This window comes from Myxococcus sp. CA056, from assembly GCF_013336715.1.
Classification (GTDB): Bacteria; Myxococcota; Myxococcia; order Myxococcales; family Myxococcaceae; genus Myxococcus; species Myxococcus llanfairpwllgwyngyllgogerychwyrndrobwllllantysiliogogogochensis.
The window spans coordinates 843,061-857,059 of the sequence record NZ_JABUMT010000004.1 but is presented as its reverse complement, the minus strand read 5'-3'; the positions used below and the strand labels follow the sequence as shown (position 1 = coordinate 857,059).

Genomic DNA, 13,999 nt, shown 5'->3' with positions numbered 1-13,999 from the left:
CGTCGTGCGGGGCGCAGCCCCACCGAAGCCCCTCACTTCGAGCAGACCCCATGAGCTACGACGACGTTCAGTTCATCGGCTATCACCACCAGCTTGGCTACAACGCGAAGAACCCGGGCGCCCCTGGGCGTATCTGGAACGGGACGCACAAGCTCTTCCCTGGCCCTCCACACCGTGTCGTGGCCGGCAAGGGGACCCAGGCGTACAAGGGCCACGCGAACGACCGCACCGACCTGACGAACCGGTGCTCCTACGTGAAGAACGCCATCCTGGCGGCGGCCAACAGTCCGCACACGGACATGGACGCCACCACGCTCAAGGTGTTCGTGATGCCGGAGTTCTTCTTCCGGGGCGTCCGCGGCGGCTACCCGTTGGAGCTCATCGCCGACGTGCTCAAGGACTTCCGCAAGTGGTCGTTCAATGCGCGGCCGGACCGGTTCAGGAACTGGCTGTTCGTCCTCGGGACCATCATCGGGTACATGGATGTGATGGACCCCGTGGTGCCCAACAGGAAGACGGGCGTCGAGGTCTTCAACATCGCGCTCATCCAACAAGGGGGCTTCCTGAACCCGGATGGAAAGCACGAGCGGCTCGTCTACAAGGAATACGTCTCCGGCATCGACTACATCAACGAGACGACGACGACCTTCGATGCCGCCTGGGCTCGCATCGGACACGTTGACACGCGCGGAATGAGCCTGCTCGGCTCCGTCAACAAGTACCGCACCACGGTGCCCACCCTGGGCTCTCACGACGCCTTGTCCCAGGCCCCTACCCGAAGCCAGAACCGCGACGAGTGGTCCACCAACTCCTTGCAGGGTGGCTGCATCTTCCGGCTCGGCGATGCCCACGAGGACATCAACGAGGTCTGCATCGGAGTGGAGGTCTGCCTGGACCACTTGCAGCGGCGCATGAAGAACAGCCCGGAGGGAATCGACACCATCGAGCCGATGATTCAAGTCATCCCCTCCGCCGGGATGGACATCAAGGACCCCGCCGTCCGCGTCGTGAACACCGGGTATGTCTTCAACGTCGACGGCCTGCGCACCCAGGCGAGCGCGCCGCCCGCCATCGAACTGAAGCAGTGGAACGGGGCGGCGACGGTCGCCCTGGAGACCCCGGGCACGTTCAACATCATCCCAGTCCCCAACCCCGTGCGCGTCGGCGGCGCGTTGGTCGCCACCGACTACTTCGCCTCCGCGGGCGAGGTGAAGATCTACGACACCCGGGTGATGCCCCCGCGCGTGCCCGTCGGTAACTTCCTGGCCAACCTGTTCGGGGAGTTGTAACGCCCAGGGTCCTGGAACATCCGACCAGGCTCCGTCGAGAAGTGTCTCTCGAACGACTACGAGCCTGGATTCGTGCGAGTTGTCGCATGTCCGCGACAACCCCTTGTCTCGGAATCACCCGACGGATTGACAGCGACTCACGCCCGGAGCGGGCCTCCGGGCCCTGGTGTCACGGGAGGTGGCGGCAGCGCCATCCGCGCCTCCAGTGAGTCGAGCGACGCACCGACGGTGCCCGCCACGCCATCCACCTGGGACTTCAAACCCGTGCGCGCCGTGGTGACCTGCTCCTCGGCGGAAGCGCCCGCGGCCTCCATCTGAGCCTGGGCGGCCTGGGCCCCGGCGTCGACCTGTTGCTCCAGCGCAGGGAGCCGCGCCTTCACCTGGGACTTCACCGCCTCCACCTGAGCAGCCATCTGGTCCTGGATGGCCGAGACTTGCGCGACGGCCTGGTCCCTCGCGGTCCCCACCTGCGTGACGGCGGCGGACACCGCGGCATCCATCTGCGCGCTCGCGGGCTGCACCTGTGAGAGAACGGCCTGCTTCAGCGAGTCGACCTGCTGCACGAGCTGCTGCTGGAGCGTGTCCACCTGTTGGAGCGCCTGGGTCCGCACCGTGTCCACCTGGGTGAGCACCTGCTCCTGGAGCGACTGCATCTGCGTCGCCATCTGCGAGGAGAACGTGCCGAGCTGCGTGGTGATTTGCGTCACCACCTGCTGGATGGACTGCACCGCCGGAGTCACGAGCGGCTTGGGGAGGTTCGCCGCCGGAATCGCATCCAACAGCGTACTCACGCGCGTGAGCAGCGCCTCCAGCGAGCCGACGAGCGTCTGATACAGCGTCTGGAGTTGCTCCAGCACCGCGGGCAGCGGAGTGAAGAGCGACAGCACCTGCTCCTTCACCGTGGCCAATTGCGTGAGGACGGACTCCAGCGTCGCGAGCGCGGTGTTGACCGCCTGTTGCAGCGGCTCGCGGATGGCGGCGACGGCGGCGACCGCGCCTTTCACCAGGGCATCCAGCGCCTCGCTCGCCTGGGTGATGATGCCTTCCACCTGGGCCTGCGCGGGCACGACGGCCTTCTCCACCGTCTCCACCTGCGAGAGCAGGGACTCGACCTGCCCGGACATCGTCGACTCGAGCGTGCCCAGCGACGTCGCCGCGCCCTCGCGGCTCGAACGCAGTGGCGAGCCCACGCTCCCCTCCAGCGCGGCCAACGACGACGCCATCGATACGGAAGCGCCATCCACCTGGGTGCGCAGGGGGGACAACTCCGCGCGCAGCCTGGCCGCGTCCGCGTCGTCCTTTCGCGACGCCAGCTTCGCGTCGAGCGCGTCGATGCGCCCCAGGAGCGCCGCGAGCACGGGCTCCAGCTCGGGGCGAATCGACGTGATGAGGGCATCGATGCCACTTCCCACGGACTCGACGGCCGTGCGCGAGGAGCCCACGCGCGCCGTGCAGCCCGCCCCGCACGACTCCAGGTCGCCTCGAAGCTCCGTCAGCGTCCCCAGCAATGCCTTCACGGTTCGACCTCCCTTCGGCTCCGGGCCCACGCATGAAGGCCCCACGTCACTCGCGCCCATGGGCCGTGCCCGGGCGACAGGCCCTCGCGCGTCACTTGAGTCGCTCCAGCGCCACGCGTGCCTCGGCCGCGGCGCCATCCAGCGGAGCGGTGCTCCCGTTGAGTCCCGACAGGGCACCGTTGAGCGCGGCCCGCGTCTCGGCCACCTTCGCGTTCACCGCCGCCTGAGCGCCCTCCAGCTTCGCCTGCGTCTCCGCCGTGGCGCCGTCCAGCTTCGCTTGAGAGGCACCGGCCGCCGTCTTGTACGCGGCGGTCGTCTCGCCCATGGCCCCGCTCACGCCCGCCGTGAGGTCCGCGCGCGCCGTCTCGACTTGCGGCGAGACATCGTAGGTGGACTCGGCTGCGGCGGCGCCGGGCTCCTCCTTCGTGCGGAACATCATCACGCCCTCGGCCATGCGCACCGTCTCGGTGTCCGGACCGGAGACCCGGCGCAGGTGCCACACGGGCTTCATGTCCTGGTAGTCGTGGACGATGGACGTCTGACTGGTGTCGTTCTTCCCCAGCAGGATTCCGTCCCCCTGCCCTGCCTGGGGAAGCCGCGCGGCGTCAGCCCAGTCGAGGTGACGATGCAATTCCGCCCGGTCGAAGTGCAGCGCGACCAGCACGCGCGCGTTCTTATACGGCGGGAAGTAGAAGTGTCCGGGGAAGAAGCCCGGCTCGGCCGGCACGCTCACCGCCTTGTTCCACAGCGGTACCGTCACCCGCCACGTGAGCACCGAGGTCTTCTTGTCCTCCGACAGCAGATAGATGCGGTCCTTCTCCCCGCCTCCAGGGCTGAGCACCTTGCCCTCGACGTGGATGGGATAGCGCGGCGTCCGATGCACCGGCAGCGTCACCGTGGTGTCCGTCGTGCGCTCCACCAGAAGCGACATCTCCACCGTGAAACCCGCGTCCTGCATCTGAAGCCCCGCGTGAGGCCCTTCGTTGAGCGTCCGAGCCTCCAGCTTCAGCTCCACGGAACGCAGGTCCTCCCCCATCCCCACCGCCGCGCTGCCCCACAGCACGCCCTCCAGCCGAATCCCCGCGCCGGGATTCACCGCGACGGTGGGGTAGTGGCGGAACGTGAGTCGCATCCGTCGTTGGGGAACGCGCAGGCGGGAGACCTCCAGCGTCTGCCGCTGCTCCACCTGGGAAACGATGGGAGTGCGCACCAGATGGTCCTGATGCAGCCCCACGACGCCCACGGTCGCCGGGACATCCAGCGTGGAGGGCTTGAGCGCGGAGACATTGAGGACCCGAGCCGCGTGCCGGGGCACGGCCGGCATCACCACCTCCACCCGCTCCACCTTCTCGCGTGACAGGGGCGCGGCCGTGCCCACGGGCGCCTTGCGGCCCAGGAGCGCGTAGCGGTCCTTCACGCTGTCATAGGTCCACACGCCGCCCCGGCTCGCCGCAAGCCACGCGACGAAGTCATGGAAGCCCACGCCCGGCGCGTCCTCTCCCAGCGCGAGACAGATGAGGGGCCGCTTCTCGTCGAGCACGTCCCAGTCACAGTCCAGCGCGAAGGCCCCCGCCGTGTGCTCCGTCAGCAGGGCCGCCAGCGTGGTGTCCGTGCGCAGCTCGGTGGGACGATGCTGGCGCCAGAGCACCCGGGCGGCGTCCTCGAACTCCACCGTGTAGCGCCGGAAGCGCACCGGCGCGCCCTCCACCGGGCCGTGCGTCCGAGCTTCCATCCCCCGGGCACGCGCCAGCCCATGAAGGGTGAGCGGCTCCGGCGGCGTCTTCGGAACAGGGTAGCCCCCCTTGATGATGGAGAGCTTCACGTCCAGGAGGTCCTGGGTGGAGAACGCGGTGAAGAGCGCCGCGTCATCCTTCTCCAGTCCGGTCCAGAAGCGCACCGAGGCGGTGAAGCCGTGCGGCAGGAGCTGGACGGAGAAGGCCTCCACCTGTCCGCCGGGAATGACGAAGGTCTGCCCGCCCTGGGTCAGCGTGAGGGACAGCGCGAGTCGTTCCTGGAAGGCCATGCGTCCGCGAGCACTTGCCCGTTCCGTGCCAGCCCGAAGCCGGGCCCCTGGCCCCGAAACCCGCCGCCCTGCGCCTCGCTTGCGGTCCGCGAGGACGCAACCGCGTTCCACCGGCACGCATGACGAGGCCTCGCCTGGGGTGCTTGCGACGCAGCGGCCTTGGTACGTGCCTTGCTCTCGGCCTCAACCCGGCACGTGTCCGCGGGCTGTCTCCCGCATGAACCCCTTGTCTGTCACGTGCCATGGGATGCGGATGAGCGGTTGGCGCGCCAGGTGGCAGCGAAGATGGACTCTGGCGGCCTTGCTGCTGGCGCAGGTGGCTCGCGCCCAGGAGCCAGCGTCCCTTCCAGCATTCGCCCTGGAGCGCCTGGAGGTGAATCCAGGCCCCGGCCCGCTGGCGACGGGCGGCGGCACCGTGCTGCGCGACGGCGAGCTGCGGGTGATGGTGCTCGGTCACTATCAACACGAGCCGCTGACCTTGAACGCCAAGGGGGAGAACATGCCCCTGTTGCGCAGTCGCTCGACGGCGGTGTTCGTCATGGGCTGGGGCCTGAGTTCCCGGCTCCAGTTGGACGTCCGGCTGCCCGTGCTGACCCAGCGAGAGGGAGATGACCTGACGTCGCAAGGGGTCATCGCCCCCACGCGCCATGGCGTCGGCGCGCCGCGAGTGGGTGCCCGCGTGGGGCTCTTGCGCACGGAGGAGGACGACTCCGTGGACCTGGCCGCGGAGGTGGGGGTCTTCCTCCCCATGGGAACGCAGGGAGCGCTGGCGCGCGAAGCGGAGACGAGCCTCCTCGCGAAGGTGATGGTGGGAGGAAGGCTGGGCACCCGCTTCGCTCCGTCCTTCGAGCTGGGCATGCTGGTGCGCCCCACCGCGGTCATCCAGGTCCCCACGCTGGAGTCACGTGAGCTGGGGAGTGAGCTTCGGATTGGCGCGGGGTTGATGACGGTGGGCTCGCCGTTGCGGGCGGAGCTGGCGCTCAACGCGGGCCTCTCCTGGAAGCAGGCACGCGGCGCGGTGGAGCTGTTGGGAGGCGGGCGCTATGCGCCCCGGGACGGCGTGGAGCTGTTCGCGCTCGGCGGCCTGGGCTTCGGCGCGGAGCCGGGCGTCCCTCTCTTCCGGCTGCTCGCGGGCGTGTCCTTCTCGTACATGCTGGGGGAGGACTCGCGACCGGACTCGGACACGAGCATCGTCCACGAGTCCGTGCCCCTGCCCATCCCGACGAGGCGCGCGAGCGAGTTCCAGAGCAGCCAGGGTTCAATGATTCCGAACCCCGGGGAGATGTCGCCCATCGCGAACGTGTCGAGGGACCGCTTCGTGCTCGAGGGCAAGGTGTACTTCCGCAGTGGCAGCACGGAGCTGCCCGCCGAGTCCGCGGACCTGGACCGCGCCGTGGAGATGCTGCTCACGAATCCCGCGGTGAAGATGATGACGGTCGACGGTCATACGGATGACTCGACCGCGGAGACGTTCAATCCACGCCTGGGCCGAAGCCGCGCCGAGGCCGTGTGGCGCTACCTCGTGGAACACGGGGTGTCCCCCAACAAGCTGCGGCTCCGGAGCTACGGCCCGGAGCATCCCGCTCAAAGCAACAGCACCCCCGAGGGCCGGGAGCGAAACCGCCGGGTTGAGCTCCTCCTCATGCTGCCGACCACTCAGGAAGCCTCGCCATGAAATCATCGGGATGGATGCACCTTTTGACCTGCGCCCTGGCGCTGGTCGCGCTTCCCGCGTTCGCGGAGGCGGATGTCTTCGGGCTCGGCGCGGGGCGTGATGAGACGCTGACCGTCCAGGCCCATGAGAGCCGGGTCATCAACAGCTATGCCGCGGTGACGTCGCCCTTGAGCAAGGGGGACCACGAGCTTCAGGTCGACGCCCCCGAGGGCTTCGTCGCCGGTGACCTGGTGATGGTGTTGCAGACGCTGGGCGTCGGCCCCGTGCGGTCCTCGTCCGTGGCCACGTTCACCTTTGGCCCCCGGGAGCAGAGCCCGGGGGGAGTCTGGGAGCTGGCGCGAGTGGCGCGGGTGCGGGGAGCCGTGCTGACGCTGACCCGTCCCGTGCTGAATGACTTCGTGCCCCTGTCCACGCAGGTCATCCGCGTGCCTGAGTACACGAGCGTCACCATCCATCCGACCGGGGAGCTGAAGGCCCGGAGCTGGAATGGCACCTCTGGTGGCGTGGTGGCCTTCCTGGCCTCCGGCACGCTGCACAACGGCGGCATAATCACCGCGAGCGGCGCGCTGTTGCGTCAGCAGCCCCTGGGTGATGGCGGCGTCGTCTTCTTCCGGGCGCGCAAGCTCACGGGCGCGGGCCGCATCGAAGCCAATGGCCAGGCGTTGCCATGGGACCTGGGCACCGAGGGCGGTGGCGAGGGAGGAAGCATCTCCGCGCGGCTGGTGGAGAGCGCCGAGTGCGAAGCGCTGATGGCCCAGGGCGGGCCCGGGGTTCCCGCGGAGTCCTTTGGCGCCCAGGAGGGATTTGGCCCTGGAGCGGGTGGCAAGGTGCTGCTCCAGGCAGGCAGCCTGACGGGCTGTCCCGTCCGCGTGACGGGCGGAGAGAGCGTCTCCGGCGATGTGGGGACGAGCGTGGGTGAACCGGGTGATGTCACGCTGGTGGAGCACGCGCTCGTCATTCCGAGGACGCCGGTCATCACCACGCCCGGCGACGGCCAGGCGCTGACGGCTCCGACGCCGGTCGTCACGGGCACGGGAGATCCCGGCGCCACCGTCTTCCTGCGCATGGGCAACATCGAGCGCCCCGCCACGCCGGAGTGGGAGTTTCCCGCCACGCCGGTGGGCGACGCTGGAGACTTCTCGGTCCGTGTGCCAACGGACCTCGATGACGGCGTCTACTCGCTCACCGCGCACGCCGAGTTCGAAGGGCTGAGCAGCCTGTCGAGCGACCCCGTCTATTTCACCGTGGAAGCCTTCGCGCCCCCGCTCGCGCCCGTGATTCTGACGCCGACCGAAGGGGAATTGGTGGGCACCGGCGGCACCGACTTCTCGGGCACCGCCGAACCCGATAGCCGGGTGGACCTCCTGCTGGATGGCGTCCCCTACGCCACCATCGATGCGAGCCCCGCCGGCGAGTGGTCCTTCCTGCCGAGCACCCCGCTCACCGAGGGGGCGCGCACGCTGACCGCGACCGCTACCGACGCCGACGACAACACGAGCCCCGTCGCCGAGCGCCACTTCACCGTGGACACGACGCCGCCTCTCGCACCGGTGATTGAGACGCCGATCGACGCCGCACGGGTGGGCAGCGCCGGGACAGGCTTCTCTGGCACCGCGGAGAACTCGAGCACCGTGACGGTCCTCGTGGACGGCCTCCTCATCGGCACCGCGACGGCGCACACCACCACTGGCGCCTGGTCGCTGCCCAACAACACCTCGCTCGCCGAAGGCTCCCGCACGATGACCGTCACGGCCAAAGACGCCACTGGCAATACGAGCCCCGCAGCGCAGCGCACCTTCTCCGTGGACAAGACGCCCCCCGTCGCACCGGTGATTCAGACGCCGATCAACGCCGCACGGGTGGGCAGCGCCGGAACAGACTTCTCGGGCACCGCCGAGAACTCGAGCACCGTGACAGTCCTCGTGGACGGCCTCCTCATCGGCACCGCGACGGCGCACACCACCACTGGCGCATGGTCGCTGCCCAACAACACCTCGCTCGCCGAGGGCTCCCGCACGATGACCGTCACGGCCAAAGACGCCGCTGGCAATACGAGCCCCACCGCGCAGCGCACCTTCACCGTGGACAAGACGCCGCCCGCCGTCCCCGTGATTCAGACGCCCGCTTCGGGCGCCGTGGTGGGCGCCACTGGAACGAACTTCTCGGGCACCGCCGAGAACTCGAGCACCGTCACGGTCCATCTGGATGGCAATTTCGTCGGCACCGCCACGGCGCACGCCACCACCGGTGCCTGGACGGTGCCCGCGAGCAGCTCCCAGGGAGCAGGGCCGCACACCGTGACCGCCACCGCCACCGACGCCGCCGGCAACATCAGCCCCACCACGGAGAACGCCTTCACCGTGGACGCGGCGGCGCCTGACGCCCCCGTGATTCAGACACCCGCTTCGGGCGCCGCCGTGGGCACCGCTGGCACGGGCTTCTCCGGCACCGCCGAGAACTCGAGCACCGTGACGGTCCTCGTGGACGGCCTTCTCATCGGCACCGCGACGGCGCACACCACCACTGGCGCATGGTCGCTGCCCAACAACACCTCGCTCGCCGAGGGCTCCCGCACGATGACCGTCACGGCCGAAGACGCCGCTGGCAACACGAGCCCCGCCGCGCAGCGCACCTTCACCGTGGACAAGACGCCCCCCGCCGTCCCCGTGATTCAGACGCCCGCCGCGAGCACCGTGGTGGGTGCCACTGGAACGGACTTCTCCGGCACCGCCGAGGCAAACAGCACCGTGACGGTCCTCGTGGACGGCCTCCTCATCGGCACCGCCACGGCGCACGCCACCACCGGTGTCTGGTCCCTGCCGAACAACACCTCGCTCGACGAGGGCTCCCGCACGATGACCGTCACGGCCCAAGACGCCGCTGGCAATACGAGCCCCGCAGCGCAGCGCACTTTCACCGTGGACAAGACGCCCCCCGCCGTCCCCGTGATTCAGACGCCCGCTTCGGGCGCCGTGGTGGGCGCCGCTGGAACGGACTTCTCCGGCACCGCCGAGGCAAACAGCATCGTGACGGTCCACGTGGACGGAGCCTTCGTCGGCACCACCACGGCGCACGCCACCACGGGTGCCTGGACGGTCCCCGCGAGCAGCTCCCTGGATGAAGGGCCGCACACCGTGACGGCCACCGCCACCGACGGCGTCGGCAACATCAGCCCCACCGCGGAGAACGCCTTCGCCGTGGACGCGGCGGGGCCCGTGGTCCCCCTGATTCAGACACCCGTCGCGGGCACCGTGGTGGGCAGCGCCGGCACGACCTTCTCCGGAACCGCCGAGAACTCGAGCACCGTGACAGTCCTCGTGGACGGCCTTCTCATTGGCACCACCACGGCGCACGCAACCACCGGCGCCTGGTCCCTGCCCAACAACACCTCGCTCGCCGAAGGCTCGCACACGATGACCGTCACGGCCAAAGACGCCGCTGGCAACACGAGCCCCACCGCGCAGCGCACCTTCGCCGTGGACAAGACGCCCCCCCCTGCCCCCGTGATTCAGACGCCCGCCTCGGGCGCCGTGGTGGGCACCGCTGGAACGGGCTTCTCCGGCACCGCGGAGGCCAACAGCATCGTGACGGTCCGCGTGGGTACCACCGTCGTCGGCACCCCGCAGGCCACTGGCACGGGCGCCTGGTCGGTGCCCACGCAGACGGGCTTCACGCACGGCTCCTACACCGTGACGGTCACCGCCACCGATGCTGGCAACAACGTGGGCCCCGCCGCGACCCGCACCTTCACCGTGGACACCGCGGCGCCCTCCGCGCCTGTCATCCTGACGCCGAATCCCGACACAGTGGTGGGCCCCGCGGGCACGGGCTTCTCAGGCACCGCCGAGGCGAACAGCACCGTGAGCGTCAGCGTCGACGGAGTGCCCATCGGCAACGCCCAGGCGAGCGGCCCCGGCGGGGCATGGTCCCTTCCTGTCAGCACGGGCTTCGCCAACGGCACTCGCACGGTGTCCGCCACCGCCACGGACGCGGCGAACAACACCAGTCTCCCCACGGCCATCAGCTTCGTCGTGGACGTGACGCCGCCCGCCGCGCCCGTGATTCAGACCCCCAACCCCCTCACCGTGGTGGGCACGGCGGGAACGGGCTTCTCCGGCACCGCGGAGAACGTGAGCACCGTCACGGTCCGCGTGGATGGCGCGCCCGTCGGCACCACCCAGGCCGGCCCCAGTGGGAACTGGCTGCTCGCGCCCCAGGCTGGCTTCACCCATGGAACGCACACCGTGACGGCCATCGCCACCGACGCGCTCGGTAACACGAGCAGCACCGCGGAGAGCACCTTCACCGTGGACATCGCCGCTCCCGCCGCGCCCGTGATTCAGACGCCGGCGGAGGGCGCGGTCATCGGCCCGGCCGGCACTTCGTTCTCCGGCACCGCGGAGAACCTGAGCATGGTGAATGTCTACGTGGATGGCCAGTCCGTCGGCGGAATCCAGGCCTCCGGCACCGGCACCTGGTCCCTGCCCGTCCGGACGGGATTCACGAACGGCGCCCACACCGTGACGGCCACCGCCACCGATGCCGCGAACAACCTCAGCGCCACCGCCAGCCATGGCATCGTCGTCGACATCATCGCCCCCTCCGCGCCTGTCATCCAGGTTCCCACCGAAGGCGCGGTGGTGGGCCCCGTTGGCACGGGGATCTCCGGCACCGCCGAGGCGAACAGCACGGTCAAGGTCAGCGTCGATGGCGCCGCGCATGGCACCGTCCAGGCCAACGGCCTGGGGGCCTGGTCCCTGCCCGTCAGCACGACCTTCACGCACGGCCCTCACACGGTAACGGCCACCACCACCGACGTGCAGGGCAACACGAGCGTCGTCGCGGAGCGCCACTTCTCCGTGGACATCGAGGCGCCCACCGCGCCGGTGATCCAGACGCCGAACTCCACCACGGTGGTGGGCCCCGCGGGAACGGGCTTCTCCGGTACCGCCGAGGCGGACAGCACGGTGAAGGTCAGCGTGGATGGCGCGCCCGTCGGCACCGCCCAGGCCAATACCTCCGGCGCCTGGTCCCTGCCCACGCAGGGCGGCTTCACGGACGGGGCACATACGGTGACCGCCACCGCCACCGACGCGTCGAACAACACGAGCGCCACCGCGACGTCCACCTTCACCGTGGACATCACCGCCCCCGCGGCTCCCGTGATTCAGACCCCCAATCCCGACACCGTGGTGGGCGCCGCGGGCACGGCCTTCTCGGGCACGGCCGAGCGACTGAGCACCGTCCGGGTCAGCGTCGACGGCGGCCTCATCGCGTCCCCGCAGACCACCGCCGAGGGCACCTGGTCGATAGCGATTCGCACGGGCTTCGGCGCGGGCTCGCATACGGTGACGGCCATCGCCACCGACGCCTTGAACAACACGAGCACCACCGCGACGTCCACCTTCACCGTGGACCTGACGCCCCCCGCCGCGCCCGTCATCCTGACGCCGACCGTGGACATCGTGGTGGGCGAGGACGGAACGGGCTTCTCCGGCACCGCCGAGCCCCGCAGCAGCGTGAGAGTCCTCGTGGATGGGGACCTCGTCGGCACCGCCGTGGTGAATGGCGGCGGGAACTGGTCACTGCCCACCCTGGTGGAATATCCGCATGGCACCCACCTGGTGACAGCCACCGCCACGGATCCCGCGAACAACACCAGTGCGCCCGCGGAGGTCCGCTTCACCGTGGACGTGACGGACCCCAGCGCCCCCACCATCCTGAAACCCACGACGGGCACCCTGGTCAACGCGAACGGAACGGCCTTCGAGGGCACCGCCGAGCCACTGAGTACCGTGAAGCTCCTCATCAACGAGGCCGTGTTCGTCACGGCGGTGACGAACATCAACGGACAGTGGGCCGTGCCTGTGAGCACCACGCTGGGTGATGGCCCCCACACCGTGACGGCCACCGCCACCGACGTCGCGAAGAACGAGAGCGCCCCCTCCGTGGCCATCCAGATCACCGTGGATGCCTCCCGCCCGGCGATTCCCATCCTCACCAGCCCGGCCGCCGATGCCGTGGTGGGCAAGGCGCGCCCCGACTTCATCGGAACCACCGAGGCGGGCGCCAAGGTGAGCATCTTCATCGACGGCGCATTGGCGGGCGCCGTGACGGCGTCGAGCACCGGTGCCTGGACGTTCGCCCCCGTGGCGGGGCTGAGCCAGGCGAGACACGACGTTCAGGTCCAAGCCACCGACCTCGCCGGGAACACGGGAGACCCGTCCTCCTCGAGGTCCTTCCGCGTGGATACGACGCCTCCCACCACGGTGGTCTCCGTGCCCGCCCAGAACGCGACACTCACCACTCCCACCCCTCGAATCGAAGGGACGGCGGAGGCGGACAGCACCATCTTCATCACCCTGGATGGCACCACCCTCCCGGGTGTCACCGTGGATGGCGCGGGGAACTGGTTCTATGTGCCTCCCCAGGGCCTCGCCAACGGGCGGCACGACATGCTGGTGCAGGCGATGGACCTCGCCGGCAACGAGGGGCCTCGCATCACACGCGCCTTCACGCTCGACCTGGAGCCCCCGGGCAAGCCCGAGCTGCGGACCCCCACGAATGCCGCGCTCGTGAACTCGCCGACGCCGCTCATCGTCGGCACGGCCCCGCAGCAATGCGTCCTCACGGTGCGCCTGGATGGCCTGCCCCAGGACCAGCATCCGGTCATCGCCAGCACGGGCGAGTGGAAGTTCACGCCCTCGGCGGCGCTGTCGGATGGGCTCCATCTGGTCAACGCGTACTGCACGGACGCCTTCAAGCGGACCGGCCCCGATTCCACGACCCACGCCTTCACCGTGGACACCTCAAAGCCCGCCCCCCCCGTCGTCCTGACCCCGGCGGTCGACGCCATCGTCAGGCCGGACAACTACACCATCACCGGCACTTCGGAGCCGGGGACGACGCTCACCGCCACCCTCAACGGACTGACGGTGGGGACGACACTGGCCAACGAGCGCGGCGAGTGGACGGTGGCGGTGACGCTGGCCATCGTCACCGGGCTGCAGGACCTGCGGGTCTTCGCCACGGATATGGCGGGCAACATTGGCGACAAGTCCACGCCTCGCACCTTCACGGTGGACAGCCTGCCGCCGACGACCACGCTGAGCGGGGGCCCCACGGGCACCAGCACGCTCTCGGAGGTCACCTTCACCCTGAACACCTCCGAGCCCGTCTCCGGCTTCAAGTGCACGCTGGACGGCGTGGAGCTGTCGCCCTGTGAGAATCCCCTCACCGTCCGCTCGCTGTCGGAGGGCATCCACTCGCTGGATGTATTGGCGACGGACATCGCGGGGAACGTGCAGATAACTCCCGCCCATCACCAGTGGAACGTCATCCGTCCCAGCCTGGTGGAGGGAGGCGGCGTGGGCTGCTCCAGCACCGCGGGCGCCCTCCCGCTCGGCCTCGTCTGGCTGGCTTGGGTGGGCCTGCTCGGGCTGCGCCGGCGGCGGTGAGCGGGTCGGCGTCCGGAGGTTCTCGCGCCTCCTCCGGA

Annotated in this window: 5 protein-coding genes; 3 read left to right on the top strand and 2 right to left on the bottom strand. The window is 69.7% G+C overall.

The window, feature by feature from the left end; genetic code table 11:
- The first annotated feature begins 50 nt into the window (after positions 1 to 50).
- Entirely contained in the window at positions 51 to 1,289 is a 1,239-nt protein-coding gene (locus HUA76_RS21880) for a hypothetical protein (protein WP_174461946.1), read from the top strand.
- A gap of 137 nt (positions 1,290 to 1,426) precedes the next feature.
- Here HUA76_RS21880 and HUA76_RS21875 read toward each other — a convergent pair whose 3' ends face one another.
- Together HUA76_RS21875 and HUA76_RS21870 are read right to left on the bottom strand one after the other, a co-directional pair.
- Complete coding sequence (locus HUA76_RS21875; RefSeq protein ID WP_174461945.1) at positions 1,427 to 2,806, bottom strand: hypothetical protein; 1,380 nt, start codon at positions 2,804 to 2,806, stop codon at positions 1,427 to 1,429.
- Between the two features lie 91 nt (positions 2,807 to 2,897).
- Positions 2,898 to 4,829, bottom strand: a complete 1,932-nt coding sequence (locus HUA76_RS21870) for a hypothetical protein (protein WP_174461944.1) — start codon at positions 4,827 to 4,829, stop codon at positions 2,898 to 2,900.
- A 301-nt stretch (positions 4,830 to 5,130) separates the two neighbouring features.
- Here HUA76_RS21870 and HUA76_RS21865 point away from each other — a divergent pair, with 301 nt between their 5' ends.
- Together HUA76_RS21865 and HUA76_RS21860 are read left to right on the top strand one after the other, a co-directional pair.
- On the top strand, positions 5,131 to 6,504 hold the full coding sequence (locus tag HUA76_RS21865) for an OmpA family protein (RefSeq protein ID WP_141642926.1): 1,374 nt from the start codon (positions 5,131 to 5,133) through the stop codon (positions 6,502 to 6,504).
- Between the two features lie 14 nt (positions 6,505 to 6,518).
- On the top strand, positions 6,519 to 13,961 hold the full coding sequence (locus HUA76_RS21860; RefSeq protein WP_174461943.1) for an Ig-like domain-containing protein: 7,443 nt from the start codon (positions 6,519 to 6,521) through the stop codon (positions 13,959 to 13,961).
- Positions 13,962 to 13,999: the final 38 nt, after the last annotated feature.

Bases quoted from the DNA above. Each gene is read 5' to 3' on its own strand.
- HUA76_RS21880 (WP_174461946.1), top strand. From the start codon at position 51: ATGAGCTACGACGACGTTCAGTTCATCGGCTATCACCACCAGCTTGGC.
- HUA76_RS21870 (WP_174461944.1), bottom strand. From the start codon at position 4,829: ATGGCCTTCCAGGAACGACTCGCGCTGTCCCTCACGCTGACCCAGGGC.
- HUA76_RS21860 (WP_174461943.1), top strand. From the start codon at position 6,519: ATGCACCTTTTGACCTGCGCCCTGGCGCTGGTCGCGCTTCCCGCGTTC.